Annotated in this window: 33 protein-coding genes and 1 tRNA gene; 21 read left to right on the top strand and 13 right to left on the bottom strand. The window is 64.7% G+C overall.

Annotation, left to right across the window (positions count from 1 at the left end; all coding sequences use genetic code 11):
- Nucleotides 1-35: 35 nt before the first annotated feature.
- On the bottom strand, nt 36-503 hold the full coding sequence (locus tag ACXMDP_RS07780; protein WP_259729580.1) for a 6-carboxytetrahydropterin synthase: 468 nt from the start codon (nt 501-503) through the stop codon (nt 36-38).
- Nucleotides 504-592: 89 nt separating this feature from the next.
- Between ACXMDP_RS07780 and hisIE the strand changes: the two genes are divergently transcribed.
- Nucleotides 593-1,336 (top strand): bifunctional phosphoribosyl-AMP cyclohydrolase/phosphoribosyl-ATP diphosphatase HisIE, encoded by a 744-nt coding sequence (gene hisIE, locus ACXMDP_RS07775; protein WP_259729581.1) that lies wholly within the window; start codon nt 593-595, stop codon nt 1,334-1,336.
- On the opposite strand, the gene ACXMDP_RS07770 is transcribed toward hisIE, so the two are convergent.
- Both ACXMDP_RS07770 and ACXMDP_RS07765 read right to left on the bottom strand, forming a co-directional pair.
- On the bottom strand, nt 1,327-2,181 hold the full coding sequence (locus tag ACXMDP_RS07770; RefSeq protein ID WP_259729582.1) for a zinc metalloprotease: 855 nt from the start codon (nt 2,179-2,181) through the stop codon (nt 1,327-1,329). The two genes, hisIE and ACXMDP_RS07770, sit on opposite strands and share 10 nt — an antisense overlap.
- Before the next feature lie 160 nt (nt 2,182-2,341).
- Nucleotides 2,342-2,869, bottom strand: coding sequence for a DUF2214 family protein (locus ACXMDP_RS07765; protein ID WP_259729583.1), 528 nt, complete (start codon nt 2,867-2,869; stop codon nt 2,342-2,344).
- 272 nt (nt 2,870-3,141) lie between these two features.
- Between ACXMDP_RS07765 and ACXMDP_RS07760 the strand changes: the two genes are divergently transcribed.
- The 5 genes from ACXMDP_RS07760 (at nt 3,142) to ACXMDP_RS07740 (ending at nt 5,703) form a co-directional block, all read left to right on the top strand.
- A complete protein-coding gene (locus tag ACXMDP_RS07760; RefSeq protein ID WP_259729584.1) occupies nt 3,142-4,065 on the top strand; it encodes a sigma-70 family RNA polymerase sigma factor in 924 nt (307 codons plus the stop codon).
- Between the two features lie 94 nt (nt 4,066-4,159).
- Complete coding sequence (locus ACXMDP_RS07755) at nt 4,160-4,585, top strand: YkvA family protein (RefSeq protein ID WP_259729585.1); 426 nt, start codon at nt 4,160-4,162, stop codon at nt 4,583-4,585.
- Complete coding sequence (locus ACXMDP_RS07750) at nt 4,585-4,890, top strand: hypothetical protein (protein ID WP_259729586.1); 306 nt, start codon at nt 4,585-4,587, stop codon at nt 4,888-4,890. Before ACXMDP_RS07755 ends, ACXMDP_RS07750 begins: the two co-directional genes overlap by 1 nt.
- An 88-nt stretch (nt 4,891-4,978) precedes the next feature.
- On the top strand, nt 4,979-5,212 hold the full coding sequence (locus ACXMDP_RS07745) for a hypothetical protein (RefSeq protein ID WP_259729696.1): 234 nt from the start codon (nt 4,979-4,981) through the stop codon (nt 5,210-5,212).
- Nucleotides 5,212-5,703, top strand: coding sequence for a phosphate-starvation-inducible PsiE family protein (locus tag ACXMDP_RS07740; RefSeq protein ID WP_255099577.1), 492 nt, complete (start codon nt 5,212-5,214; stop codon nt 5,701-5,703). Before ACXMDP_RS07745 ends, ACXMDP_RS07740 begins: the two co-directional genes overlap by 1 nt.
- Here ACXMDP_RS07740 and ACXMDP_RS07735 read toward each other — a convergent pair.
- Together ACXMDP_RS07735 and ACXMDP_RS07730 are read right to left on the bottom strand one after the other, a co-directional pair.
- Nucleotides 5,645-6,172, bottom strand: coding sequence for a Nif11 domain/cupin domain-containing protein (locus tag ACXMDP_RS07735; protein WP_259729587.1), 528 nt, complete (start codon nt 6,170-6,172; stop codon nt 5,645-5,647). The two genes, ACXMDP_RS07740 and ACXMDP_RS07735, sit on opposite strands and share 59 nt — an antisense overlap.
- A gap of 24 nt (nt 6,173-6,196) precedes the next feature.
- On the bottom strand, nt 6,197-6,697 hold the full coding sequence (locus tag ACXMDP_RS07730) for a GNAT family protein (RefSeq protein ID WP_259729588.1): 501 nt from the start codon (nt 6,695-6,697) through the stop codon (nt 6,197-6,199).
- A gap of 347 nt (nt 6,698-7,044) precedes the next feature.
- Between ACXMDP_RS07730 and ACXMDP_RS07725 the strand changes: the two genes are divergently transcribed.
- Both ACXMDP_RS07725 and ACXMDP_RS07720 read left to right on the top strand, forming a co-directional pair.
- Nucleotides 7,045-7,413: an AbrB family transcriptional regulator gene (locus tag ACXMDP_RS07725; protein ID WP_094510925.1), complete on the top strand. Its 369-nt coding sequence runs from the start codon at nt 7,045-7,047 to the stop codon at nt 7,411-7,413.
- A gap of 26 nt (nt 7,414-7,439) precedes the next feature.
- On the top strand, nt 7,440-7,853 hold the full coding sequence (locus tag ACXMDP_RS07720; protein ID WP_259729589.1) for a c-type cytochrome: 414 nt from the start codon (nt 7,440-7,442) through the stop codon (nt 7,851-7,853).
- A gap of 56 nt (nt 7,854-7,909) precedes the next feature.
- Here the strand turns inward: ACXMDP_RS07720 and ACXMDP_RS07715 are convergent, their stop codons facing one another.
- Nucleotides 7,910-8,182: a YciI family protein gene (locus tag ACXMDP_RS07715; protein ID WP_094510927.1), complete on the bottom strand. Its 273-nt coding sequence runs from the start codon at nt 8,180-8,182 to the stop codon at nt 7,910-7,912.
- Between the two features lie 8 nt (nt 8,183-8,190).
- Nucleotides 8,191-8,376 (bottom strand): DUF2256 domain-containing protein, encoded by a 186-nt coding sequence (locus ACXMDP_RS07710; protein ID WP_259729590.1) that lies wholly within the window; start codon nt 8,374-8,376, stop codon nt 8,191-8,193.
- A gap of 39 nt (nt 8,377-8,415) precedes the next feature.
- Between ACXMDP_RS07710 and ACXMDP_RS07705 the strand changes: the two genes are divergently transcribed.
- The gene (locus tag ACXMDP_RS07705) at nt 8,416-8,646 is read left to right on the top strand and encodes a FeoA family protein (protein WP_094510929.1); all 231 of its coding nucleotides are present in this window, start codon (nt 8,416-8,418) and stop codon (nt 8,644-8,646) included.
- A 5-nt stretch (nt 8,647-8,651) separates the two neighbouring features.
- Here ACXMDP_RS07705 and feoB read toward each other — a convergent pair whose 3' ends face one another.
- Nucleotides 8,652-10,502: a ferrous iron transport protein B gene (gene feoB, locus ACXMDP_RS07700; protein ID WP_259729591.1), complete on the bottom strand. Its 1,851-nt coding sequence runs from the start codon at nt 10,500-10,502 to the stop codon at nt 8,652-8,654.
- Between the two features lie 246 nt (nt 10,503-10,748).
- Here feoB and ACXMDP_RS07695 point away from each other — a divergent pair, with 246 nt between their 5' ends.
- Nucleotides 10,749-11,750 carry an NAD(P)-dependent alcohol dehydrogenase gene (locus ACXMDP_RS07695; protein ID WP_259729592.1) on the top strand — a complete coding sequence of 334 codons (1,002 nt, stop codon included), beginning with the start codon at nt 10,749-10,751 and terminating at the stop codon, nt 11,748-11,750.
- Between the two features lie 16 nt (nt 11,751-11,766).
- Here ACXMDP_RS07695 and ACXMDP_RS07690 read toward each other — a convergent pair whose 3' ends face one another.
- The 4 genes from ACXMDP_RS07690 to ndhL form a co-directional block, all read right to left on the bottom strand.
- Nucleotides 11,767-12,414 (bottom strand): class I SAM-dependent methyltransferase, encoded by a 648-nt coding sequence (locus ACXMDP_RS07690; protein WP_259729593.1) that lies wholly within the window; start codon nt 12,412-12,414, stop codon nt 11,767-11,769.
- Nucleotides 12,415-12,425: 11 nt separating this feature from the next.
- Nucleotides 12,426-13,268: a tryptophan synthase subunit alpha gene (gene trpA, locus ACXMDP_RS07685; RefSeq protein ID WP_259729594.1), complete on the bottom strand. Its 843-nt coding sequence runs from the start codon at nt 13,266-13,268 to the stop codon at nt 12,426-12,428.
- 96 nt (nt 13,269-13,364) lie between these two features.
- Nucleotides 13,365-13,700: a DUF3007 family protein gene (locus tag ACXMDP_RS07680; RefSeq protein ID WP_259729595.1), complete on the bottom strand. Its 336-nt coding sequence runs from the start codon at nt 13,698-13,700 to the stop codon at nt 13,365-13,367.
- Nucleotides 13,697-13,939, bottom strand: a complete 243-nt coding sequence (gene ndhL, locus ACXMDP_RS07675) for an NAD(P)H-quinone oxidoreductase subunit L (RefSeq protein ID WP_255140029.1) — start codon at nt 13,937-13,939, stop codon at nt 13,697-13,699. The genes ACXMDP_RS07680 and ndhL overlap by 4 nt, the downstream gene beginning before the upstream one ends.
- Before the next feature lie 47 nt (nt 13,940-13,986).
- On the opposite strand from ndhL, the gene ACXMDP_RS07670 reads away from it, so the two are divergent.
- Together ACXMDP_RS07670 and ACXMDP_RS07665 are read left to right on the top strand one after the other, a co-directional pair.
- Nucleotides 13,987-14,070 (top strand) — tRNA-Leu (locus tag ACXMDP_RS07670).
- Between the two features lie 196 nt (nt 14,071-14,266).
- A complete protein-coding gene (locus tag ACXMDP_RS07665) occupies nt 14,267-15,310 on the top strand; it encodes a site-specific integrase (protein ID WP_259729596.1) in 1,044 nt (347 codons plus the stop codon).
- Here ACXMDP_RS07665 and ACXMDP_RS07660 read toward each other — a convergent pair.
- Nucleotides 15,290-15,589: a hypothetical protein gene (locus ACXMDP_RS07660; protein WP_259729597.1), complete on the bottom strand. Its 300-nt coding sequence runs from the start codon at nt 15,587-15,589 to the stop codon at nt 15,290-15,292. The two genes, ACXMDP_RS07665 and ACXMDP_RS07660, sit on opposite strands and share 21 nt — an antisense overlap.
- A gap of 456 nt (nt 15,590-16,045) precedes the next feature.
- Between ACXMDP_RS07660 and ACXMDP_RS07655 the strand changes: the two genes are divergently transcribed.
- The 9 genes from ACXMDP_RS07655 (at nt 16,046) to ACXMDP_RS07615 (ending at nt 25,613) form a co-directional block, all read left to right on the top strand.
- Nucleotides 16,046-19,285 carry a DUF5906 domain-containing protein gene (locus ACXMDP_RS07655; protein ID WP_259729598.1) on the top strand — a complete coding sequence of 1,080 codons (3,240 nt, stop codon included), beginning with the start codon at nt 16,046-16,048 and terminating at the stop codon, nt 19,283-19,285.
- A 778-nt stretch (nt 19,286-20,063) separates the two neighbouring features.
- The gene (locus tag ACXMDP_RS07650; protein WP_259729599.1) at nt 20,064-20,528 is read left to right on the top strand and encodes an RNA polymerase subunit sigma-70; all 465 of its coding nucleotides are present in this window, start codon (nt 20,064-20,066) and stop codon (nt 20,526-20,528) included.
- A gap of 1,349 nt (nt 20,529-21,877) precedes the next feature.
- Nucleotides 21,878-22,279 (top strand): DUF6926 domain-containing protein, encoded by a 402-nt coding sequence (locus tag ACXMDP_RS07645; protein ID WP_259729600.1) that lies wholly within the window; start codon nt 21,878-21,880, stop codon nt 22,277-22,279.
- Nucleotides 22,276-22,509 (top strand): hypothetical protein, encoded by a 234-nt coding sequence (locus tag ACXMDP_RS07640; protein ID WP_259729601.1) that lies wholly within the window; start codon nt 22,276-22,278, stop codon nt 22,507-22,509. Before ACXMDP_RS07645 ends, ACXMDP_RS07640 begins: the two co-directional genes overlap by 4 nt.
- Before the next feature lie 152 nt (nt 22,510-22,661).
- A complete protein-coding gene (locus ACXMDP_RS07635) occupies nt 22,662-22,979 on the top strand; it encodes a hypothetical protein (protein WP_259729602.1) in 318 nt (105 codons plus the stop codon).
- On the top strand, nt 22,976-23,281 hold the full coding sequence (locus ACXMDP_RS07630) for a single stranded DNA-binding domain-containing protein (protein WP_259729603.1): 306 nt from the start codon (nt 22,976-22,978) through the stop codon (nt 23,279-23,281). Before ACXMDP_RS07635 ends, ACXMDP_RS07630 begins: the two co-directional genes overlap by 4 nt.
- 112 nt (nt 23,282-23,393) lie before the next feature.
- Complete coding sequence (locus ACXMDP_RS07625; protein ID WP_259729604.1) at nt 23,394-24,410, top strand: DUF932 domain-containing protein; 1,017 nt, start codon at nt 23,394-23,396, stop codon at nt 24,408-24,410.
- A gap of 779 nt (nt 24,411-25,189) precedes the next feature.
- Nucleotides 25,190-25,459, top strand: coding sequence for a zincin-like metallopeptidase domain-containing protein (locus tag ACXMDP_RS07620; protein ID WP_259729605.1), 270 nt, complete (start codon nt 25,190-25,192; stop codon nt 25,457-25,459).
- Complete coding sequence (locus ACXMDP_RS07615) at nt 25,437-25,613, top strand: hypothetical protein (protein ID WP_457767194.1); 177 nt, start codon at nt 25,437-25,439, stop codon at nt 25,611-25,613. The genes ACXMDP_RS07620 and ACXMDP_RS07615 overlap by 23 nt, the downstream gene beginning before the upstream one ends.
- Nucleotides 25,614-25,634 lie beyond the last annotated feature (21 nt).

Here is a 25,634-nt window from a genome sequence, read left to right as displayed (position 1 = left end):
AAACAGGGCCCAGGCCGTGGCCAGACGTTCGGGGCTCACAGGACCGGCTGGAACCAGGTGGGAACGGCCTCATAACAGGCAGCGTTCTTTTCGTTCTCGCGGGCCTCCACCTTCCAGCAGCAGGCGCGGCCGCCATCGCGCGCCAGCAGCAGCTCGTTCGCCCACCCCCACACCAGCGCGGCGCTGCTTTCCATGCCCACGTTGTCCATCACGCGCAGGTCAAGGGCGCCCTGGCTGTGCAGCGCCTGCCACTGGGGCAGCAGCGGGTCGTCGGCGTTCACCAGGAAGGTGTGATCGAACTGATCGGCCAGCCTCGCCTCAAGCGGCTGCAGGGAGGAGAAATCCACCACGAAACCGTTGGCATCCAGCTGGGTGGCGCGGAACCACACGGTGAAGCTGCGGCTGTAGCCGTGCACGAAACGGCAGTGGCCGGGATGGCGCCACTGGCGATGGCAGCAGGGGTAGCCGCTGAACCGTTTGGAGCAGGTGTGGGCCGCGGTCATGGCAGGGGAGCGTGGATCGCCGCCTCTCGGGGGGTGTCAGTCTTGGGGGATCCTTTCGCCCCGCCGCGAGGTCTAGCGCGGACACCACCATGGAGGAATGCCATGCTGCCGCTGCGACACCCACAGCGGCCGGTGGGCCAGCCACCCAGATCGAAGCGTCCCTGGTGGAGCCGGCCTGGATCGATCAGCTGCGTTTCGATGCCGCCGGCCTGATTCCGGCCGTGGCCCAGGACTGGCTGGATGGGGCGGTGCTGATGGTGGCCTGGATGAACCGGGAAGCGATCACGCGCAGCCTGGCCAGCGGCGAGGTGCACTACTGGAGCCGTTCCCGCCAGGAGCTGTGGCACAAGGGAGCCACCAGCGGCCACTTCCAGACACTGCGCGGCCTCCGCTACGACTGCGACGCCGACGTGCTGCTGCTGACGATCGAGCAGAAGGGCGGGGTGGCGTGCCACACCGGGGCGCGCAGCTGCTTCTTTGCCGACGGCGAGCCGCAGGCGCAGGCGGCGGAGCCGGCTGTGGCGCTGCCGCCGCCGGCCGATGCCTGCACCGAGCTGGCACGGGTGATCGTGGCGCGGCGCGAGCAGCCGGAAGCGGGCAGCTACACCAACAAGCTGCTGGAGGGGGGTGATAACCGCATCCTCAAGAAGATCGGCGAGGAAAGTGCTGAATTCGTGATGGCCTGCAAGGACGACGATGCGGCCGGCATCGCCGGCGAGGCCGCCGACCTGATCTTTCACCTGCAGGTGGCGCTGGCCCATCACGGGGTCGAATGGCGCCGGGTGCTGGAGGTGCTGGCCGAACGCCGGGGGGCGCCCCGGCGTCACGGCTGAACGGGGACCGGCGCGGCAGCCGGTGCGGCAGCCGGTGCGGGCAGCGGCTGGCCGAAACGGCTGGGCTGGGCCTGCAGCCAGCGCAGGGTGGCCCGATCCCGGGCCGTGAGCGCCAGCACCGGCTGGCGGCCGGGCACAGCCGCCAGGGCATCGGCCGGATCGTCGCTGTGGCCCCACAGGCCGAAGGCATGGCCCAGCTCGTGCAGGGCGGTGGCCTGAATGGCCAGCTGACGCTGCCCCGGGCTGATCAGCACCTCCACCCGCGGCTCCAGCCGCCAGCGACCGGCCCGCTGCACCTCCAGCACCTGCAGCGAGGCGCGCCCGTGGCTGGCACGCAGGCGCCCGCCCAGCTCCCGCAGCGGCGGCCGCTGACGCCGCACCAGCACCTGCGCCTGCGCCGGATCCGTCACCCGCACAATCACCAGCTCCTCCGCCCAGCTGGCCAGCGCCGCGTTCACCGCCTGCTGCCAGCGACTCTCCAGGGACGCCGCCGCAGCGGGGGGGACAGCAGAGGGACCGGCAGCGGCAGGCTCCACCCAGACGCACCAGCGCGCCAGGCGCGCCCAACCGGCGGGCGTGGGCGTTAGCCGGTGGCTGTAGCCCACGGGAGCCTGCGGGGAGAGGGGGGGAGCTGCTGGATCAGGTGGGGGCTGAACGGCCTGCAGGCCGGAGGCTGTGTCCGTACCCCCAGTGGCGGGTGAGGCCGTGCGGCCTGTGGGGGCCGGGCCCGTACCGGCAGTGGCGGCTTTATCGGGCTGCCATGGCCGTGCGGCTACCGACGGCGTGCAGTCGGCGGTGGGATCAGCAGCGGCAAGCTCAGGCCCGGTCCCAGAAACCTCGCCCACTTGAACCGGAGGGAGACCCTCACGGCCTGCCCCCCACGACCCCGAATCCGGGAGGGGAAGAGCGGTGACCTGGCCGGCTGGCCAGACCAGGCAAGCAGCGAGCGCCTGGACCAGATAGTGCCGCAGCGAGCGGAGCCGAGGCCGCACAGGAACGGCTCGCTCAGGCCGCCAGGCCCACGCCGCGGGCCATGAGGGTGGCCAGCACTGGAATCAGCGCGAAACCCACCAGCTCGATGTTGAGGATCCAGCGCAGACGGCCTGCCAGGGCCTCACTCACCTCGGGCAGCTCCCCCTTGCGCAGCGGCAAGGCCCAGAGGATGTAGGTGATGGTGGGGTAGAGGGAAAGGCCACCCACTGCGAGGTAAAGGCCCACCTTCCACCAGAACACCGGGTTTTCGGTGTAGAAATCGGCCCCCTGGCCGTAGTGCAGCACCCGCAGGATGCCGCTGAGCAGCAGGGTGAGCGCGGCGATGCCGTACACGATGTCGGTGATCACCAGGGTGGTGGCCACCTCCTTGCTGGGGTTGGCCTGGATCAGGCGCCGCTCCAGCACCAAAGCGCCGAAGCACAGCATCACGCTGATGTAGTGCAGATAGGCCACACCGGCACTGGGCAGCACGCCAGTGGGAAACACGAAGGCGGGCAGGGGTGCGAGGTGCGCAGAGAGGAGCGGTGCGAGGGCGAGCATCGCCGGTGGCATCAAATCTGCGCGGACGGTAGCGGCCTGACGCGGCCGATCGCCCGCAACGCCAGGGGAAGTGGACCCAACGACAGCTCAAGGTGCAGCAGATCCGCCGCACCTTGCTGTGTTTCACCATCATTTAGGGGCAGATTTAGGCAGGGATAACGGAACGGAACGGCTCCATAATTGCCACTGAAACCTGAGAAACTGGAAGTCTTTCTATAGCTCCTCTTTTATCCTCAAAAGCACCGTAGGGTCGAAACAGATATCAGGAACATATGGCTAGCTCACTCAGTGCCTTTCTTGGCGAGATCGGCAGACATCAGCTGCTCAGCCCCGCGCAGGAACTCATGCTGGGCCGCAAGGTTCAGGCCATGGTGGAGATCGAAGAACGTTGCGGCGCAAGCCGACGCAACGGCGAACCCACCCCGCTCACGAGCATCGAAACACGCACGGTCCGCTATGGAATGCGCGCCAAGGAGCAGATGATCGTCGCCAACCTGCGCCTGGTGGTGAACCTGGCCAAGCGCTACCAGGGCAAGGGTCTTGACCTGCTCGACCTGATCCAGGAGGGCACGATCGGCCTGGCGCGGGCGGTGGAGAAGTACGACCCCACCCGCGGCCACCGCTTCAGCACTTATGCCTATTGGTGGATTCGTCAGGGCCTTAACCGGGCCCTCTCCACCCAGAGCCGCATGATCCGGATTCCGGTGAATGTCAACGAGAAACTCACACGGCTGCGGGCCGCCAAGGCGCAGCTGCTGCAGCTGAATGGCCTGACACCCACAGCGCGCGAGCTGGCCGCGTGCATGAGCATTCCTGTTGCCGATGTGGAGGAGCTGCTGGGCTGCGAACTGCGCAGTGTGACCGTGAGCCTGCAGGGCATCGTGAAATCAAAGGCGGATCCCTCCGAGCTGGTGGATGTGCTGCCCAGCAATGAGGTGCCACCGATGGAGCGGGCCGAGCAGGAGGAGCGGGCCGCCACCGCCTGGAACCTGCTCGAAGTGGCCCAGCTGACAGAACGAGAGCGCACGGTGGTGATCCTGCGTTTCGGGCTGGACGCGCAGCACGAGTGGCGCACCCTTGCCGAAGTGGCACGCCAACTGGGCTGCAGCCGCGAATACTGCCGCCAGGTGGTGCAACGCGCCCTGCGCAAACTGCGCAAGGCCGGCACACAAGCAGGCTTGGCGGGCGTGGCCTAGGCCGTGATCACCGTCCTCTCCAGCAAGAAGTCCGCCCTGGAACTCTGGAAGCGTGGCCGCGATGATGAACAGATTCCGTGCTTGGGAGTGAGTGATGACGCCAGGAGAAGCCACCCCAGGCGACGCTGGTTTTGAATCTTCCGGCTTCAATCCCGATGGCTCCGGCGATGCCGACCGCACCGTGGATGCACAGGTGCTGGAAAGCAGCGTGGTGGATGAGGGGCTGCTGCAGCGGCTTCTGCGGCGCGCCGGCCGAGCGATCGCTCTGCCCGCACTGGAATGTCTGGAATTGCTGCTCGATGGCCAGACCCCGCCGCAGGTGCGCCTCACGATGCTGGCGGCACTCACCTACCTGCTCCTGCCCCTCGATCTCATCCCCGATTTCGTGCCGGTGGCCGGCTTCAGCGATGATCTGGTGGCGCTTACGGCCCTGCTGGGGCTCACCGGTAGCCACCTCACCCCGGATATCCGGTCACGGGCACGCCGCAAACTGGATCGCTGGTTCCCGCCCACCCGTTGATGGCCTCCTTCACCTCCCCGCAACTGGAGGATCTGCAGACCTTCCTGAAGGAATGGATGCGTCACCATGGCCGCACCCAGTCGGATCTGCGCCGGGCGTTGCGGGCCGGCTCCACCCGCATGCCCGTGCTGCTCGAAGAACTGCAGCGACTGGAGCAGGAGGAGGGCTTGGCCCGGCTCGCCGCCCAGCTCTGCGCCATTGAGGAGCAGTGGCTGGGTGAGCAGCTGGAGGGGCGCCCGGATGAGCAGCTCGATGGACAGCTGGATCTGTTGCTGCAGGAAATCCTGCAGGACGGCCAGAACTGATCCCCGCAGGCAGAGTGGGAGCATTCACCTCCCTCCGATGCTGCCCCCCCGTCGTCCACCAACCGGCCCAGCCATGGGCCGATCACTGATGTTGATCGTCAGCGGCTCCCTGATCAGCTTCGGCAGCCTTGGCGCTGTCCCGGCGTTCGCCCAGCGCGAGGGCTACCTGCTGGGTCCGGGCAGCAACGTGGGTCCCGCCACCCGCATCGTGCCCACCAATTGCGTCACGGCGGCCGATGGCTCGGTCACCTGTGACACCAAGATCGAGAACCCTCCTGGCGACACCCGCGCCAAACCCCAGTACACCCCCTTCGGTAACTGATGCGCTGGAGCCGTGGCAAAGCGGGAGACGAGGCCTTCCTCCATCTCGTTGACCGATTCGAGCGCCAACTTGCCAAGGTGCTCTCGTTGATTCTCTGCATCGTGCTGCTGGCGGCCGCCGTCCAGTTCGTCGGTGCGGTGATCCAGCAATTCATTGATCCCAACACAGGCTGGCTGGGCGACGACCTGATCCGTCTGCTCGGCGATCTGCTCACGCTGCTGATTGCCCTCGAGGTGCTGCAGAACGTGACCGCCTACCTGCGCCATCACGTGGTGCAGATCGAGCTGGTGCTGATCACGGCACTCACCGCCGTGGCGCGGAAGGTGATCGTGCTGCCACCGGGTTCGGAAGACAAACCGATGCTGCTGGTGGGTCTCGGCCTGGCCGTGCTGTCGTTGTCGGGGGGTTACTGGCTGGTGCGCCGCGCAGACATCACAACCCTGAACGCCAGTGCAACGCCAGCCAGAGCGTTCCCGGAGCAGGATCCGTAGCCTCCACCCGGTGCGGGCGTCCGGGGGCAATCCGCAGCGTGTCGCCAGCCACCAGCTCCCTGCTGGCGGGTTCATCGGCGAAGGCCAGGCGGGCTCCACCGCGCAGCACCAGCACCCACTCCTCCAGCTCCTGGCTCTGCCACTGCCCGGCAGGGGTGGACCAGGCGCAGGAATGGATCCGCTCCAGCCGTAGATCGGGGGTGTCGAGCAGCAGATCCAGCCGCTCTTCACCCAGCGGCGGGCAGGGACTGGCCAGCAGATTGTCGGCACCCGGAACGGCAGGCGGCAGGTGTTCGCCCCAGCGGCGACCGATCTCAAAGCCGTGGCGGCGGGCCAGTGCCACCACCTCGTGATGGCTGCTGCAATCGCGCAGGGCCTGCTCCACGTCGGGGTCGGCGTCGCTGAGGGCCACGAAGGCCACCAATTGGCTCACCTTGGCGCGGAACTGCTGCAGATCGCTTTCGGCCATGGACCCTGACGCTGAACCTGTCCATCATCCCGGCGGGGCGGAATCGAGGGTTTTGTGCATCAGCGAGCGCCGGAACGACACCCCTCCCAGTTCCAGATCCTCCATCGCCATCACCTGCCAGCCCTGGCGCTCAAACAGCGGACGAGAGATGAAGCTGGCCTCCGTGCGCAGGGAGGCCACCCCAGCGGTGCGGGCCAGGGCTTCGAGGGCCTGCAGCAGGGCGCCGGCCCGGCCCTGGCGGCAGGAACGGCCGCGGCAGTACAACAGCGAAACGCGATCCAGCGGCTCCAGCACGGCGAACGCCTCGATGGGCGGCACGGGATCGGTGCCGGAGGGTTCACCCTCACTCACCAAGCCGAATCCCCGCTCCAGAGTGAGCCTGAAGTCCGGGCGGTTGAGCGGCAGACCTGCCCAGGCCGCCACTTGTTGCGGGCTGTAAAGCGCAGGGGCCTGGGTGTGCACGGCATCGCGGTACACCTCGATGACGGCGGTGTGATCGTCGGGAGTGAGACGACGGATCAGCACGGCTGCAGCCTGGCAAAAGCGCCGTGCCTTAAAGCGAGGGGGAACGAAGTGTACATTCGCTGCAGCCATGGGTTTCGTTATCTTCCCAGTTATTCACCCATGCCTGAGTGTTGACGAGGAGAAGAGGACGAAGCTGCCATGCTGAAGCTGTGGGTTGGTGCCGGATCCGCAGCCGGCCGATGGCCACTGTTGGCGGACCGGGGCGTACTCCCGAGGCGTTTCGAGGCGCTGATCTTTAAGCACGATCTGGCCACCGTGAACTCGCAGAGTGAGGCGATGGTGATCGCATGCGATCGATCCATCGTGTAAGTTGTAGAGCGCAAGGCACGTACAACGGAGAAGATCTCATGATCAAAGGAGCAGATTTGCTGGCCAAGGTCAAGGAGATGGGCGACGTCGGGAAATCCGAAATCGTTCGCGCCTGTGGCTATGTTTCCACCAAGAAGGATGGCTCCGACCGCCTCAACTTCACAGCCTTCTATGAGGCGCTGCTGGAGGCCAAGGGTGTGGATCTGGGTGCCACCAGCAAGATGGGCAAAGGTGGCCGCAAGCTCAGCTACATCGCCACTGTGCAAGGCAATGGGAACCTGCTGATCGGCAAGGCCTACACCGCGATGCTGGATCTCAAACCCGGCGACGAATTCGAGATCAAGCTGGGCCGCAAGCAGATCCGGCTGATCCCCGCCGGCAGCGAAGATGTCGAGGCCGACGACTGATCCATCCGTCCCTGGCGCCGCCACCCATGCCTCTTCCCTGCGCCCACACCACTGACCCCGGCCCCGCCGCCCTCAGGCGGCTCCGGTTGGTGGCCTGGCTGGTGGTCTTCGCCGTGATCCTGCTGGCCTGGTGGCCCCGGCCAGCCTGGGGAGACGCCCCCACCCTGCAGGCCAGCGGCGCCCAGCTGTTCGAGAACCACTGCGTGGGGTGTCACATCAACGGCGGCAACATCCTGCGGCGCGGCAAAACCCTGAAACTGGCCGCGCTGCAGCGCCAGGGCATCGACGGCCCCGACGCCATCGCCCGGATCGCCGCCGCCGGCCAGGGCCAGATGAGCGGCTACGCCAAGGTGCTCGGCGACGGCGGCGACCAGCTGGTGGCGGCCTGGGTGTGGGAGCAGGCCCTGCGCGACTGGAAACCGGCCCCTCCGGTGGGCTGAAGGAACAGCGCGCTCAGGCGGCGAACGCAACCCCTCCGCGCTTCACGGTCGCAACGTCATCCGATCGCCTGGATCCACGGGTACACCTGCACCTCGGTCCAGATGCCCTCGCGGGCATACACATCGGCGTGCACCAGCGCTTCCACCTGCTCCAGGGCGTCCGCCTCATACAGGCCGAACACATGGGTGCTGCCTTCGGTGGGTCCGAGCGTGAGCAGCACACCCTCCGCATGTTGGCGGTGCAGGCCGTCAAGGTGCTCCTGCCGAAAGGGGGTGCGCCGCGTGAGGGCGTCCTCGCAGTAGGTGCCCCAGAGCACGAATTTCGCCATCGCCGTGGTCAGCGGGTTGCAGGATCCACTGTGCCGCCCCGCCGCCGCCGGCAACGCTCGGAGCAATACCGCACCTCCTCCCACACGGCGCTCCAGCGGCGGCGCCATTGGAACGGCCTGCCGCACACCGGGCAGATCTTGGTGGGGCGGTCACCACGCCGCGACGGCCGGTTGGCAGGCTGTTGTGCTGCCATCCCACCTCCTACGTTGAACAACGCTTCCAGTCCACCACCATGACGCTGGCAACCGCGCCGATCGGTCAGGTCGTCGTGCTGGTCACGCTGCCCCAGCTCCCCTCCCTCCACGACCGCCTGCGAGCGATGGGATTGCGGCCGGGCTCCGAAGTGCAGGTGCTGCGCCGTGGCTTCCCCGGCGGCCTGCTGCATGTGCGTTGCGGGCAGGTGGAATTCATGCTGCGGCGCAGTGATGCTGCGGAGATGGCGATCCGACCGCTGGCTGCTTGATCCGCTCAACCCAGACCAAGCAGCAGGCCGCCCTGATAGGTGAGCAGGGCCATCACCCAGGCCAGCGTGAACGACCAGGCCAACGACACCAACACGAACACGCGGCTGCGCGATTCCTGCCACTGCACCGCCACCGTGGACAGGCACGGGGTGTAGAGGAGCGTGAACATCATGAAACTGACGGCCTGCAGCGGCGTGATCGCCTGCACCAACGCTCCGCCCAGGCCCGCCTGGCTGGTGGCATAGATCACCGCCATCGCCCCCAGCAGGATTTCCTTGGCCACGAAACCGAAGATCAGCGACACCGTGAGGGCGGGGTTCATGCCGATCGGCCCGAGCAGTGGCTGGAAGGTGCGTCCAATCATTCCCGACAGTGACAGGCCGGAAAGCGGATCCACGCCCGGCGGCAGGTTGTTGAGCAGCCACACGGCGATCACGCCGATCACGATGAACTGGCGGGTGGTGAAGAAGAAAGTCACCATCTGCTGCCAGGCGCGCTGCAGCATGGTGTCGAGACTGGGGGTGCGGTAAGGGGGCAGCTCGAGCACGAATCCCTCGCGGCCGCGGTACACGTGCTTGAACAGCAGTGCCGTGAGCACCGCCGCCACGAAGCTCATCACGTAGAAGCCGAACACCACCAGCCCCGCCGCCCACCAGGGGCGCACAAAAAAGGCGCCGGCCATGAACACGAACACCGCCAGCCGCGCCTGGCAGAGCGAGAACGGGATCACCAGCATCGACAGCAGCCGCCGGGGGCGGTCGCGGATCACCCGGGTGCCCATGATCGCCGGCACATTGCAGCCGAAGCCCATGATCTGCAGCACGAAGCTGCGGCCATCCATGCCGAGCCAGTGCATGAAGCCGTCCATCAGGAAGGCGGAGCGGGCCAGATAACCCGAGTCTTCGATCAGGGAGATCATCAGATAGAAGAGGAAGATGATCGGCATGAAGCTCACCACAGTGGTGAGCCCGAGCCAGAGCCCATCGGTGGCCAGGTGCACGAGGAAGGGAGAGAGCCGCAGGGACTGCAGCAGCGGCAGCAGCAGCCGGGTTTCCAGTGCATCGGCGGCAGTGCCGATCAGCTCCTGCAGTGGCGTGCCGATCGCGTAGATCGCCTGGAACATGGCGAGCATCACGACCAGGAAAGCCAGCACGCCCACCGCTGGATGCAGCAGGAAGCGGTCGATCCGGTGGCTGAGGCGGTCGATCAGGTCGTGCGGTGCCTGCACGCAGGCCGCTGACAACGCCTGCAGGCGCGCATCGAGTTCATCGCCCTCGAGCTGGACAGGGGGCGGGAAGGTGATCGCCTCGAGGCGGTGAATCTGATGCAAGAGCTCCGGCACCCCGCGACCGCTGCGGGCGCTGATCGGCACCACCGGCACCTGCAGGTCTTCACTGAGACGGGCCGCGTTCACCTTCACGCCGAAGCGCGCGGCTTCGTCGCTCATGTTGAGCGCCACGATGAACGGCAGGCCGGTGGCGCGCAGCTCCAGGGCGAGGCGCAGCTGGGTGGCGGCGCGGCTGGCGTTGATCACCAGCACGATCAGATCCGGCGGGGCTGTAGCCAGATAGCGGCGCACGATCGCCTCGTCTTCGCTGCTGCCCTTGAGGTCATGGATGCCGGGCAGATCCACCAGTTGGTAGTCGTTGCCGAAGGCATCGCTGGGCAGTTCACCGCGCAGCAGATCCACGGTGAGGCCCGGCCAGTTGGCCACATGGGCGCGGCCGCCGGTGAGCTTGTTGTAAAGGGTGGATTTGCCGGTGTTGGGCATGCCGATCAAGGCCACCTGGCGCACCCCGCCCGGCAGCGCCGCCGCCGAGCCGGGCGTATGGCAACCCTGGGTGATCGCAGGCATCCCCTCACGTTAGGAGCAGAAAACAAGGCGCAGCCTTCAGCGCGCGGAGGTAGGCACCAACCAGGCCATCGCGCCTCAGCTGGCGATCCAACAGCAACCCGGACGACCCGCACGGCCCATCCACCAGCGATCCAGGCGGCCAGCGATCAGCACGCCAAAAGGCGAACCTGATGGCGATCCGGCCACGGCCGCTCCCAGGCCCGCGCAGATCGCCATGCTGGGGTCAACAACGCCAACGGACGCTCCATGCAGATCACCACCTGGCGGGCAGAAACTGCCGGAGCCCCGCTGCAGCGCAGCAGCGCCGAGCTGTTGCCTCCAGGCCCCGGCGAAGCGCTGCTGGAGGTGCTGCACTGCGGCCTGTGCCACAGCGATCTGTCGATGCTCGACAACCACTGGGGGATCAGCAGCTATCCGCTGGTGGCCGGCCATGAGGCGGTGGGCCGGGTGGTGGCGGTGGGCGAAGGGGTGCCGGAAACGCTGATCGGCCAGCTGCGCGGCCTGGGCTGGATCGCCGGAAGCTGCAGCCACTGCGCCCTGTGCCTCGGGGGGGATCAGAACCTCTGCGCCGACCTGGAGGCGAGCGTGGTGGGCCGCAGCGGCGGCTTCGCCAGCCATGTGAAGGCCCAGCAGGACTGGCTGATCCCCATCCCCGACAGCCTCGATCCAGCCTTGGCGGGCCCGCTGTTCTGCGGCGGCATCACCGTGTTCGCGCCCCTGATCGACGAGGCCGTCTCCCCCACCGCCCATGTGGGCGTGATCGGCATCGGCGGGTTGGGCCACATGGCGCTGCAGTTCGCCCGCGCCTGGGGCTGCCAGGTGACCGCCATCACCACCAACCCCGCCAAGGCGGAGGAGGCGCGCGGCTTCGGGGCCCATGAGATCCAGCTGCTGGGCGATCTGGCCGCCACGCCGAACCGCTACGACCTGATCATCAACACCACCAACCAACCGCTGGATTGGGACGCGGTGGTGAACGCCCTGGCACCGAAGGGCCGGCTGCACCAGCTCGGTGTGACGCTGGAGCCCATCCCCTTCAATGTGTTCCCGTTCATCGCCGGACGGCGCCAGTTCACCGGCAGCCCCACCTCCTCACCCGCCAGCCTGCTGAAGATGATGGAGTTCTGCGCGCGGCACGGCATCCAACCTCAGGTGGAAAGCCTGCCCATGCACGAGATCAACACCGCCATCGCCCGGCTGCGCAGCGGCGACGTGCGCTACCGCTTCGTGCTCGACGGACCGGCCTGAGCCGGACGCCAGCGCCTCAGGCGCCGGCGGGAGAACGGCGGAACACCAGCAGGCGGTTGTTGGCCGGCAGCGGCAGATCCTCGGCCGCCAGCAGACCCACCGCCCTGGCGCAGGCGAGCAGCTCCAGGCTGTCGCGCACCCCCATGGCGGGATCGATCGCGCGCAGGTGGGCATCAAAGGCGGCATTGCTGGCGCTGGTGTGCACACCGCCATCGTGGAAGGGGCCATAAAGCAGAAACAGCCCACCCGCAGGCAGCACCCGGGCACTGCCGGCGAACAGAGCGGGCACGGCCGCCGCCGGCATGATGTGGGCGGTGTTGGCGCTGAACACCGCATCGAACGGACCGGCCGGCCAGTCGGGCTGGGTCACATCCAGCTGCAGCGGCGGCAGCAGCTGGCCGACGGCCGGCACGCCGTCGGCGCTGGCGTGCGCCTGGCGCCGCCGCAGCCCCGGCAGGTGCTCAGGCCGGTCGCTGAGTTGCCAGCGTACGGGCAGGTGCTGGCTGAAATGCACGCCGTGCTGGCCGGTGCCCGAGCCCACCTCCAGCACCAGTGCCGGCCGGTCGGGGGGCTGGGGCAGCCACGTGCGCAGCGCCTCCAGCAGCGGCTGCTTGTTGCGCTCGCAGGCTTCGGAAAAGGGCAGATCGAGCGGCTGGGGGGGCATGGGCAGGGCGCTCAGCTGTCGAGGGCCTGGCGCAGGCCGCTTGCATAGGCGCCAGCGGCGGCAGCCACGGACGCGCCCTCAGCGGCCGCCGCCGCCATCACCTTCACCAGCGCGCTGCCCACGATCGCGCCATCGGCACCCCAATCGCGCACCTGGAGGGCCTGCTCCGGCCCGGAGATGCCGAAGCCCACGGCCACGGGCGTGGGCCCCATGGCCTTGAGTTGCTGAACCAGGCCGCCCACGCGCATTTCCATCGCCGCACGCACACCGGTGACCCCGGTGACGCTGACCAGATAGGTGAAGCCCCGGCTGGCGGCGGCGATGCGCCCCATACGCTCGGATGGGGTGGTGGGTGCCACCAGCAGCACCAGATCAAGCCCCTCAGCCGCGGCGATCGGCGAGAGCCGCTCCGCTTCCTCCAACGGCAGATCGGGCACCACCAGGCCGGCGGCGCCGGCAGCGGCGGCCTCACGGCAGAAGGTTTCCATGCCGCGGTTGAGCAGCGGGTTGCTGTAGGTGAACAGCACCAGGGGAGTGGTGAGCTGACCGCGCAGGCCGGTGAGCATGTCGAGCACCTTGCCCGGCGTGGTGCCGGCGGCGAGGGCACGGCTGGCGGCCGCCTGGATCACCGGGCCATCGGCCAGCGGATCGCTGTAGGGGATGCCCAGCTCGATCAGGTCCGCGCCGGCCTCCTGCAGGGCGAGCAGGGTGGCAGCGGTGGTGGCCAGATCCGGATCACCGGCCATCAGGAACGGCATCAAGGCGCAACGCCCCTGCGCCTGCAGCTGGCTGAACCGTGCCTGGATGGCCGTGGTGCCGCTGGCGGCGACACTGCTGGAGGGGGTGGCGCTCATTCGGAGCCGGATCCTGCACGCTCTGGCCGTGAGCCTATGGGGTCGCTGGCAGGACGGCCCAGCAAGCCCTGGGCCCAATGCCTCAGCCGCGGTGGCTCAAAGGCTGGCGTCGTCCTTGAGCTGGCCGATCTCACGCAGCAGGCGTTCCTGCTCGGCAGGGCTGAGCGCGTCGAACTCCTTCTGCAGCTGCTCAGCAGTGATGGCGTCGTAACCGGCGCGGTACTGGCGGCGCTGCTCCATGAAGGTCATCTTGCCGGTGACCACCCGCAGCAGGTAGCTGCCCGTCCAGCCGAGCACGATCAGAATCAAGACCGCCTCGGCGGCGATGCCGGCCGAAAAGCCCTCGAAGCCGGCCGCCTTGAAGGCCCAGTAGCCAAGGCCACCGAGCCCGAACACGCCAAGCCCAAGCAGCAGTGCCTGGCCGCGCGTCATTCGCCCTGGCCGGCAAGCCTGAAGTTGAGGAAGGGCGAAAACACGATCATGCCCGGGAAGAACAGGAAGACCAGGCCGTAGACGGCCGTGCGCTCGATCTTGCCCATCACCATCCAGCGCTTGTTCATCCAGAAGAACAGCACCAGCGGCACCACCACCAGATAGGCCCCGCCAAGCAGCAGGTAGGCACCGAGCACCAGCAGGGTGTCAAGCGGCAGGGTGCTGAGAAACCCGGGCAACGGCACGGAGGAGGGAGCAGGTTGAAGAAATTCTAGGATCAGCGTGCGGGGGCATGGCGGAACCGGTAGACGCAGCGGACTTAAAATCCGCAGGCCGCAAGGCTGTGGGGGTTCAAGTCCCCCTGCCCCCATCGCTAGAAATCATTGCAGCACAAAGCTTTTAAGCTGGCTTATGAACCTGGAACCGATTTCCGCTTAGGCACGACCTAGGCACGTTTGGGCACAAAAAGGGCCAAACTAGGCACGGTTCTAGGCACGGTCGCCATGCCCTCACGGGACCCATATCTGACCCGTGTCAACCGGGCTCTCAGGGACCTGGGCTGCGCGGTGGCCATTGAGGTCTCACCTTCCGGCAAGCGACTGCGCCTAAGGAGCACGCTGCCCTTCCCCGATGGCTCCTGGAAACAGCAGCGCATCAGTACCCCGATCACCTATCCCGCAGGATTGGAGCAGGCCCGCAAGCTCGCCGAAGAACTCGGCCGCGATGTCGAGCTCCATCGAATGGGGCTGGATCCCTTCCCCTTCGATCGGTGGGTAGCTGGTCCCTATAAGAGTGCTCGAGATGCCGGGGACGCGATTAGCGGTGTGGAGGCGATCCGCCGCACCGAGCAATGGTGGAACCACCAGCGTCGGCGGGGGGTTAGTGCCCCGGTTTCCTGGGCCACCGACTACGCCTCTCCCCTGAAGCCACTCCTATCTCTCGGAAAGATTGACCTGAATGTCTTGACGGCTCTGGTCGAGAGCAAGGAAGTGGGGAGCCGCAACCGGCGTCGCGCTTCGATCGCCGCCGTGGCGGTAGCCCGTGCGATCGAGTTGGGTCCGGACGCGGTTCTGAAGCTGAAGGATCTCGGCAAGGGGTACACCCCACAGAAAGATGCCGCCCCGCGTGAGCTGCCCACTGATGCGGTAATTGTTGAGGTGATCGATGCGTTGCCGACCGATTGGCAGTGGGTTGCTGGCGTCTGCGCTACTTACGGAACCCGCCCGCATGAAGCACTGATGAAGTCCCAAGTGTTACCAAATGGCCTCGTAGCGATCGTGGGCGGAAAGACCGGGGCCCGCCAAGGGCTGCCGCTCCCGAAGATCTGGATCGATCGCTGGTCTCTTGAGCGCAGGCGCCTCCCCGGCATCAACCTCGATCGGGACCACCGCACGGTGGGAGCACAGCTCGGTGTCGCGCTGCGCCGCTTCGGGGCACCGTTCAAGGCGTACGACCTGCGCCATGCCTGGGCGGTGCGGGCGATACACAACCCCCAGATAAGCCCTTCACTGGCGGCCAAGAGCCTCGGGCACTCGTTGATGGTGCACACTTCCCTGTACCAGCGGTGGTTCGACAGCGCCTCGATGGCGTCACTTGTTGCGCAGATGTGAGGAGAAGCCCTCCACATCCACGTAAAGCGTCCTGCGCTTGCCGGTGTCGCCGGTGGTAGCGCTCACGAACTGTGGAGGGATGCGACCACGGTCGATAGCCGCGCGCAAGGCACGGGAGCTGGGGAAGTGGAGGGCCTTTGCTGCCTCTGCCAAGGGGAGCCAGGGGCTGCTGCTGAGTCTGGGCTTGAGCTCCAGACGCGCCTGAATCAGATTCAGCTGAGCACTGATCAGATCGAACAGCTGCTTGGTGTCGTCTGTGGCTGTCAGGGAAGAACGCATGGCAGATGAAATAGCACAGATATATTTCAGCCCATTGGATTGACAGATGGAGGCAATTAAACCGTGCAAACCGTGCGAGTTCAGCGGGACTGCACGGTTTGCACGGTTTAAGGGAGTGCATCTTGGCTGAGTTCCGATTCAAATGAATGGGCCACAGCGCGTTGCGCCGCGCCTCCTACACTTGTTGCCAGTTATGTCATTGCGAGCGCTCTTTACTGCACATGGCCTGCTTGTTGCAGGGTGCTATCTGACGGGGGGCAGCGGCATGAAGGCTGCCGACCATTTCATGGGTTGGTGGATTCGCCGCTCCGCCTGGGCAGGTGACAACGGCGGTGATCGGTGGCGTGATCGGCAGTTCATTCCATTGATGCCTGGGTGGCGCAGGCCGTTACAGCCGGATGGACCGTCACCGTTCGTCAATGCCGCCGAAGGCTCCACCATCGGAGGGACCCGCTGATGGACGCCCTCAACCAGAGCAACACGGCCGGACCGGAGGACGACACCGTGCGGCCCACCACCGGGGGGGCAATAGCCGAGCTACCGCGGGAGACCACACGGCCAAGAGCCTCGTCGACCTCGTGGAGGGCCATCGACTTGGCCTGGCGGGCAGATGTTGAGAAGGAGAATGCAAGGGAACAGGCAAGGGACGCGAAGAGACTCGCCCTCAGGATGGAGACTTACATCCGCCGAGAGGAGGCGCTTCTGCACATCGAGTTGTTGGGTCTGAGGCATGACGAGGTGCGGTTCCGAACGGTGCCCGTCAACCCAAAACACATAAGCCTCCGCCGCAACTTCAAAGGCGAGGAGGGCGATCGAGATGTTGCTAAAACCATCGTCCAAGAGCTGGCGCCACGCGTGATGAACGGTGCTTCTGCCTTTGTGCTGCCGAATCCTGGCGGCAACAGGAAGGCCGAAATCACCGAGGTCAGGTCGATCAGAGCTGAGTGGGATGATCAACCGATCGAATGGCAGATCAGGGCTTGGGAGGTACTGGGCCTGCCCGAGCCTACCTTCCAAGTGAAAACCGGTGGGAAGAGTGTCCACAGCTACTGGGTGCTCACCGAAGGGGTGGATCCTGTGCGGGGGGAGAAGGCGGCACGCCGGGTGGTGAAGCTGGCGACCGATGCTGGCTTCCCCTCGGACCCAGCAGTCGTGAGCAGGTCGCAGCCGATGCGGCTTGCCGGATCGCGCTACATCGGCAAGTTCTCCAAGGAGGGGCAGCCGGAGAACCCGCTGGCGGGTAAGCCCATTGGCTATGCCGAGATTTTGGAAGGAGCGAATCGGGAGCGGCGTTACACAATTGAGGCGCTTGAGGCGATGTTGCCGGAGCTCACCAAGGGCGAGTCCGAGGAGGTGGGTCGGGTAGGCGCCGCTGCAGGTGACGTGTCGCACTCAGGCGAGGAAAGTCCCTGCCCGATCTGTGGTCGGGATTCCGACGCAGATTGCACGATCTTCGACAACGCCGATGGGGTGGTGGTGGTGGTTTGCCACCGAGGGAAGAGCTTCAGCCCGCCTACGGATCTGACCGTGGGCGATGTTATCGCCGGGAAGGTGGATCCTTCGACTCGGTGGGCCTACGCAGGGGAATCGCCCAAGGGGAGCTTTGGGCGGCCGGCTGCGAAGTTCAAGGAGGTGGGGGCGGAGGTGGCGCTGTGCAATGCCCTTCAGATTGAGCAGGCGCTGACTGAGGCGATGGCTTCGCCACGGCAGAAGCGGGATGACAGGGCGGTGGCTTCGGCTCCAGAGCAGGCTCCCACTCAAAAGGAAGTTACCGCTCCAGAGGTCACCGGCAACCCCGACATCGACTGGGGGACGGCTGTGTTCTGGGCGGAGAGCGAAGAGGATCGGGCGGCGCTGATGGCCGCAGGTTTGACCATCGCTGAGGGGATGGATGGCAAGGACTTCAAGGGACGGACGGTGTTCCTTTGCTGGAACAGCCGGGCGATGGTGAAGGTGCCGCAGGGGTTGAAAGATGTGGCACAGATGTTGGCAAACGGTGGTGGGGAGCCCCGGCTGATTCACCTTCCTTGTGAAGTACCGAAGACGCGGGGTGGGTTGGACCCCGACGCCAGTGCGAACACCCCGATCACCTTTCTCAAGAGACATGGGAGGGAGGCGCTGCTACTGCTTGCGGATCGGGCGGAGAGGTGCTGTGAAACAGATGAGGATGGGGAGAAGTGGGTGTGGTCACGCGACGAGCAGGCCGTTCCGGTTCAGGCCACCATCGCGTGGTCCGTTTTCAAGGATCAATTCGTCGTTGAGGGGGCCGAGGACCGCCTTTACGAATGGGAGGGTGACCGCTGGGTGCCGTTGCCGGGAAAAGCGAGCACAGCGATTGAGCAGCCTTTGCAGCGTTGGGTGGCGGCGATGCAATGGCGCACCGAAGTGACCCTTAGCAGCAAGGCGAGCATGGCTTTGATCGCCGAGTTGCGCGATCACCCGGGACGGCGGGCACTGTCCCTTGATCCGGTGGTTCAGCACGGGGTGCTGCCCATGCGAAATGGGGTTGTCAGGTTATCGGATGGTGTGCTTTTGCCCCATGACCGGAAGTACGGCAACACCTGGGTGCTGCCATACGAGTTCAGGCCGGACGAGCTGCCTGTGAAGATCCTCGCTTGCATCGAGCAGTTGCTGCCAAAGCCGCATCAGCAGCGGTTATTTCGGGCGGCATGTGCAGCCGCGTTGCGGCGGCTGGGGGCTAAGGGCTTCGTGGAGCTCACCGGCGTCGGTGACTCCGGCAAGTCGGTGCTGGCGCGGCTGCTGGAAGCACTGGTTGGGAGGGAATGTACGGCCAGCAGTCAGCTCCATCTAATGGAGGACAGGAACCAGCGGTTCGAGACGTATAAGGCGCGGGGTGCGGCGCTGCTGCAGTTTGCGGAGAGCCAGGACTATGCAGGACCGCTGGAGCGGCTGAAAGCCTTCACCGGTGGAGACACCATCGTGGCTGAACGCAAGAACTCGACCGAGAAGTATGACTTCACCTTTCGCGGCTTGGTGCTGTTAGTGGGGAACTCAGCGGTCAAGGCGAAGGACGACTCTTCGGCAGTGTTCAACCGCAGACGGAGCATCCACCTCGATAAGCCCATCCCAAAGGCAAACCGGAGGGACATGCTTTCATGCCACGAAGATCACTGGAAAGGCGAGCTCGTAGACGAGCTGGGGGCCTTCGTGTCATGGACAATAGCTATGGATCCTCAGGAAGCTAGAGAGGTGATGGAGGAACCCGGAGGGTTGGCTCAGCTTGATTCATTGCTGGATGCGGAGCTGACGAACTCGCCGCTGGCAGATTGGGCGGAGCAGTGTCTGATATTCGATGACACCCTTGATGAGAAGGGGAAGTATCACGGGCTAAAGATCGGTACCATCTCCTCCAGTGAGAGTTCCATGTTCGATGCACCGAATCACAAGATCTCGATGTTCGCTTACCCCTCCTACCGCGGCTGGATGGAGGATTCTGGCCTCAAGGGCAAAGAGTTGGCTGTGAGCCGGTTCAAAACCGCGCTGGTGAGTCTGTTGCGTGATCGATTGGGGCTGCCACTGCCGAAGGGTTCAATGAACGTGAGTCCTTACAGGACTCGGGATGGGGCACGGATCCCGATGCTGAGGATGCGGAGCGGAAATGAGGACACTGAGAACCCTGGAGTAATCCAATATGCACTTCAGCGGAAGCTCGGCGGCCATTCGCTGGAAGCGTAACGATGGCTCGAGCTGGAGGCAGCGATGGCAAGGAACCAGTCGGACCTAGGGGGTGACGGATCCCGGCAAGGGGTGATGGGTTCGTTATGGACTTGTGACGTTAAGAACCCAGTCGTAGACAGGGGTGTGACGGATGTGATGCTTTTCTTGTATTGAGATTTTTCTTGGGAAAGAAAGGGAGAGAAAGAAGGGGGGCTGGGTGACGAGTATGTCTACCCCTGAGTGGGGCCGATGGAGTTGGGAATATCCGTCACATCCACCACAACCCCTGGTAGGACTGGGTTTTTGACGTCACCGATCCGTCACGCCCCCGTCACCACCCATCACGCTGCGCCCGGCTTCGCCCACTGTGGTGGCTTTAGGGGGCGCCGCGGCGCAAGTGGCAAGGCGCCAAGCTGCCCTCACCTTAGGCAAGCGCATCGGTATCAAGCCAGTTGGCGAGTGTTACCCAAAACCCTTGAGTGCCGCTCCTGTGCCCGCTCATTGCATACTCTGATGCCCTCATGCTTCCCGGGCCTGGCCAAGACAGTAGGCGGCCTTCCAAGACGGCAGTAAAATTAACTATCGGATGCTGGTTCCCCGCGTGGTCTTTAAGCGCCTGGAGCCCTGGCAACTCTCCCGCCTCCGGCTCTGCGTCCCACTCATCAGCCAGTTCGGCCAGTGGGCTGAGGCAGGAGCGGTTAGCAGAAGCAGCAGGCACGAGATGGCCGCAGGGGAATCTCGCCACGGCTGGAAGGCCCGCCAAAACTGACGAAATCCAACTCGAACAGAAGCTGCAATGACCTCAGCCACCCTGAAACCCAGGCAAAGGAAGGCTGTTTTGATGACGGCTGAGGGGATGCAGCTGCGTCAAATCGCGCAGGAGCTCGGTATTGGCTATACGACGCTGCTGTCATGGGGGCGGAACCCTGCGTATGTGCGAGCGGTTGATGAGGCCTTGCAGCACATGGAGTCAGAGGCAACGAAGGAGTTGCAGCAGGGCTACGGAGATGCGGTTCAGAAGGCCAGAGAGCTGTTGCAGTCACAATCCGAATCGATTGCGTTAGGGGCTGCAAAGCTGATTATTAACACCATGAACCATGTGGTCGAGCGTCGTGAGTCTGCTACTCGGTGGGCAGAGCTATCGGAGCAGATTGAGGGCTTAGAGAAGCGTTTGGAACGCAGCGAGGTCATGGCCTCGGCGCACGACGTGGACCTGACCGAAAGGGCGATAGAAGCACACAGCATTGCTAATCGGGGTTAAACGCTCATTTCGCAGAGCTTCTTGTGGCCACATTCGCCATTTGCTCGGTCTGTGGGAAGTGATAGAGAGAATGGCTCGGACTATACCCCTGTGACTGTTTTGTAGATTGCAGACATGACGTTCCTATTGAGACCATGCCAAAGACTAGGTCAGTTTCTCGTTACCGTTAGTGATTCACAGGATGGCTGGACCCAGTCTTCTGTGTCTGAAAGTTTGCATGACTGATTCATTGAGAAGGGGGCCCTGTCGCTGACAGTCACTGTCATCCTTCATTCAGCTCTCCAATGAAGTGGTTTCGCGTGTTGGCCTCTCTAGCCCTTCTCTTTTACTCACATACATTTACAAGGAACTATATGTCTTGTCTGCTCCTCTAGGCCTCATTCAGTGTCTCAACCATTGCCCAGTCCGCAGTCATCCGGCCTTCCTCAATTGCTTGACGTATTGCTCGCTTTGCCCTTATGTTGCTTTCAACCGATGAGACAGGACTGCGCCGCAGTCGCTCACTCTCACCGGTCAGGCTCACGGCCTTGAAGCTGAGAGCCAAACAGCCTAATCCCTTTCACTGCAACAGTTTAACTGACGCATCAAGTCTATGCATCATTGCTAGCGGCATTTTGTGCTGCGGCTACAACATAGAAACGCTCCCCCGAGGTCGTACGGAATCCAACCTTTACTGGTTGTGGTGCCGTCAACTGGTAGGTGCAAACGAGACGCCTGACGGCAGCCAATCCGTTCAGCGCAGGGCATGCGGCCCAGTAGAGACACTCGTTCGGCCAAACGACGGAGGGGTTTAGCGAGAGGACGAGGGCAGCAGATGCCCGAGGACGGATCAAGCCGGTGCGCACCGTTGTGCGGGTCAACAGGCTTCCCGTGACAAAGTCTCTCCAGCGTTGCGCCAACACACAACAGGCGCCCATACATGCGCAGGACAGTATCAATAGACGCTAAGTCTTCCTCCTGCGGGGCCTTGCGGCCCTGACGCGTTACGCCCTTCCTATGCCCATTGGGGCCCGGTGTAGCCGTCGCAGCGAGATCGAGCACGATCTCCATCCCTCTTCCCATCTCGCCAAAGGTGGTTGATCAGGGATGCGGTGAAAATCCGGCTTCCAGTCTCCGGATGGGACTGAAAAGAAGGGCAAGAACACCCGACGAACACCATCCACATCCCCAATTCACCTGCATGCCTTCTAGGCCTCTTGGAGGTCATTGCGTAGCAGGCAAGGCGCAGCGAGTGCCCCCCTGTGTCCCTGCCAGGGGGCACTTCGCTGTATGGCGGTTCAAGTCCGCCTGGATTGGTTCGCCCCGCCTCCTGCGGGGCTTTTTTGTGTCCCTCTGACGCTGTGAATTCCATGCCTGCTTCCAGCCTCTACCTGCCAGGTCCACCCCTGTGCCCCCCCGAGCCCGTCTTCCTCAGCAGAAGCAAGCGGGACGCCCGCCACCCCTCTTTGGTCAGCTACCTGCTGCCCACCCATTGGGCCTGCTACTTCATCAACGCTGACCCCTCAGGTCTTGAGGATGACGAGATCGCTGCTGCCGATGCCTGGTGGCAGGAGACCTTCTCCTCCCGAGCCGCCAGCTGCGTCGATGCCGATGAGGAGTACGGCTTTACGGCATTCCACGACGCTGCCGGCTACTGCCTGGCCAGTGACTGCACTATCTACCGCTTCCTCCTGACGGCTGCGCCGGCTGTGGCTCCCCCCGTTGGGGCCCCGGCGCCTGCTGGGGCTCCCCCGTTGGCTGAGAAGCCATGAGCGGTTACTGCAAGGTCCGCTTCCGCTGTGCCCGCAGCGGCAACGCCACCGCCGCTCTGGTGTTGCCAGCAGAGCACCTCCGAGGTGCCTCCTACTCCAGCCTCTTGCGCTACTTCCCGGCCGCTGCCTTTGCCCGCATTCGCTCTCCCTGGCTGGATGTCTCCCCGCCATTCGATGAGGCCGCTGAAGCCCTGCGGTTCTGTTTTCCCGAGAACGGACCAGGGCACTGACGTTGACGTGCCTGCTTTCCAGCAAGCGGTCTGGTCCCTGCCTGCCGATCCACCACCTCCAGCTCCACCACCTCCAGCTCCACCGCCTCCAGCTGGTTAATCACCTGCCTCCCTCTCAATCCCCTCCACCGCCTGCTGCGCAGGCTTTTTTCATGCATTTCCACAGCGAGATCACCATTCGCCGCCCCGATGGTTCCGTCTTCCCTCCGATCGGCCTCCTCCATCAAGACGATGACGTCCTCTCCGGAATCCTGTTCCTCCAGAGCATGGGCCGCCAGATGGCGTGGCATCGCAATGGCGAGCTCAGCGGCCTCCAGCTCCGAGTCACCCCTACCCCTGAGCCTGAAAGCGCCGGACCCCTCAGCCGGGAAGCCGCCAGCTTGCCCCCTCCGAGCCACAAGGACCTGGATGACGCCTTCTCCTTCCTCGATTCCCCCACCTGCTGCCCCAATGGAGCCCACAGGCCATGAATGTCACCGTGCTGACGGGCACCGCCCCCCTGCCGGTGCAGCTGACCTGCTTTGACTGCGGCGCCGTCCGCGCCGAGCTGCTCCTGCTGGTCCCCGGCGTCACCCCCCGCTGGCACGAAGAGTCCGCCGGTGGCTTCTCAGTGCTGATCGAGGTCTGGGGGAAGCAGGCGCAGGAACTCAGTGACAACGCCACCCCCGGCATGCGGCTGTCGGCCTCCGGACGGCTGTGCGGGAACCACTGCGGCCTGCGGCTGGTGGTCGATCGCCTCCGGCTGCTCAACCCATCCCCCTCCTCCAGCTGATCCGTTCAAACGGGCAGGCGGGTGTGAGCCCCGCCCCAGCAGTTGCCGGTCTCCCCGCGAGGCCGGCTTTTTTGTCCTCTCTGGCGGCCTCCGCGCCGCAGCTGTGAATCTCATGTCCCACGATTTCCACTCCGGTGTCTTCCTCAACAGCCAGCCCGCCTGGCACCGCCTGGGCCTTGTCCTTGACGGCACCCTGCCGGCGCGGGAAGCCTTCCGCCTCGGTGGCGCCGACTTCCAGCTCGCCGGCCGCCCCGTCTATGACGCCGACATGCAGCCCATCGATGGCTACCAGGCGATTACAAGGACCGATACCGCCACAACCCTCTCGGTGATGAATGCCACCTACGAGGTGGTGCAAAACGAACAGTTGATCCGGGTCGCCGAGGCCCTCCATAGCGATGCGGTCATGGATGCGGTCTGCGTCCTGGCCGGCGGCCGCAAGGTGACGTTCACCGCAAGGGTGCGCCAATCAGAAGGGGAGGTGCTCCCTGGTGATCCGGTGAATCAGTACCTGGTCGGCTGCACGAGCCATGACGGCACGATCGCCTTCTCCGTGTTCTTCTCCCCCATCCGTGTGGTCTGCAAGAACACGCTCTCTGCTGCCCTGGGGCTTGCCTCAGCGAGTAGCCGGCGCCAGCAGGGCTGCCGCATCCGCCACACCCGTAATGCCAATGCCTTGATCAGCCGGCTGCCTGAGCTGATCGACCTGCAGAGGCAGCAATTCAGCGGAGGACTGGCCGAACTGCGGGCCATGGCCGCCGCCCCCTGCACGGCTGAGCAGTTCCGCAGTTATGTCGAGACCCTGTTCGCTGATCAGCTGCGGGGAGCGATCAATGACCGCCGGGGCGATGCGACAACCAGCCGGCCCAGGCGGCTGGAGGATCTTCCCGCCTGGGAGGGTCTGTCCGCCAAGTTCGACGGCCAGGCCATCGGCAGTGACATCCCCGGCGTGCAGGGCTCGATGTGGGGTGCGTATCAGGCGGTGACCGAATACCTCTCCCATGACGCTGGCCGCTCGAGAGATCCGATCGAAGCCGCCCGTCAACGCCTGGAGGGGCTGTGGTTTGGTAAAGCCGCCGCCACCCTCACCCAGGCGCATGAACTGGCGCTGGCGGCGACCCGCAGCTGAGGGCCTGCGGCTGGATACAGACGGGATCAGAAGAAAGCAGACGAAAAAATGGGCAAGGTCTCTGACCTCCTTGCCCGTTTTGTCCACACCAGCGGGCTGCGATGACCACCGGTGCCTCCTAATGCTGGCATCTCCTGTGGAGCAATCCATTGGGGGCATTCGCTTCTTTCGGTCTTTCGCCCGAGCTTCTCCTCAACACCGGAGTAGCAAAAGGGGGCGAGCAGGAGGGGACAGCAACTGTCTGCCCCTCGTCTCAGCAAGTGGGGTCACCTCGCTCCCAGCAGTAGAGCCCCTGTGGGGCCCCCCAAGCCCGATCTATGCCGGTACGCACAGAACCGCCAAAGCGATCGGACCCCTCAACGGCTCAATCCATCAGGCTGTATTCCCCTGTCCAAACCACCTCACACACCCATCATAAAAGATCTCTGCATCTCAACTGTGCTCATCCTTCCTATGACTTCCAACGAACAAAACGTCTGGACCACCATCGCCTCGTATTGCCATGAACTAGCACCGATCAGCGGCCCATTGCTCGATTGCATTGGCAAAACCGCTGCTGCAATCAATAGGGCTGGAGAACGATCTGACTTACCTGCGCCAACACTGAATCTGATCTGCGAACCACTGCTCTCCTATGAGGACGAAGAACTCAAGGATCAACTCCTCTAGGTCAACCCCGAACCAAAATCTCGGCCTTGGAAGCCCTGCAGCAGCGACCGGTGATCAGATTGACGTAGTGCCTACCTTTGGGGCAATCCCACTCGCTCCGTCAGGTACCGGTGCCGGTCAGCCTCGGGGGTGATCGGGCCTGCTATCTGCCCGCCATCAATCGGATCCAGCTGCCCGATCGCGCCAGCTTCCACTCACCGACGGCGTTCGGCGTCACCTGGGCCCATGAGAAGATCCACTCCACTGGCCATGAGTCCCGCCTGAAGCGGGATCTGAGCGGTGTCTTCGGGAAGCCGCGCTATGCCCGTGAGGAGCTGGTCGCTGAGCTGGTCGCTGAGCTGGGGGCTGTGCTGCTGGGTGATCGGCAGCGAGATCGATAGCCATGCCGCCTATCTCGGCCACTGGATCGAGCTGCTCAAGGAACCGCCCAGGGTGCTGTTCCAGATGCTCAGCGAGGCGAGTCAGGCGGCGGATCTGATCTGTCTGGAGGTGCCTGGGCAGCCTGAGCCAGAAGGCGAAGCAGATCTCGCCTGAATGCTGCTAGCTCTGCTCCCG

The organism is Cyanobium sp. ULC065, assembly GCF_977927515.1.
Note: the sequence above shows the minus strand (reverse complement) of the source record. Positions and strands in the feature narration are given on the sequence as shown.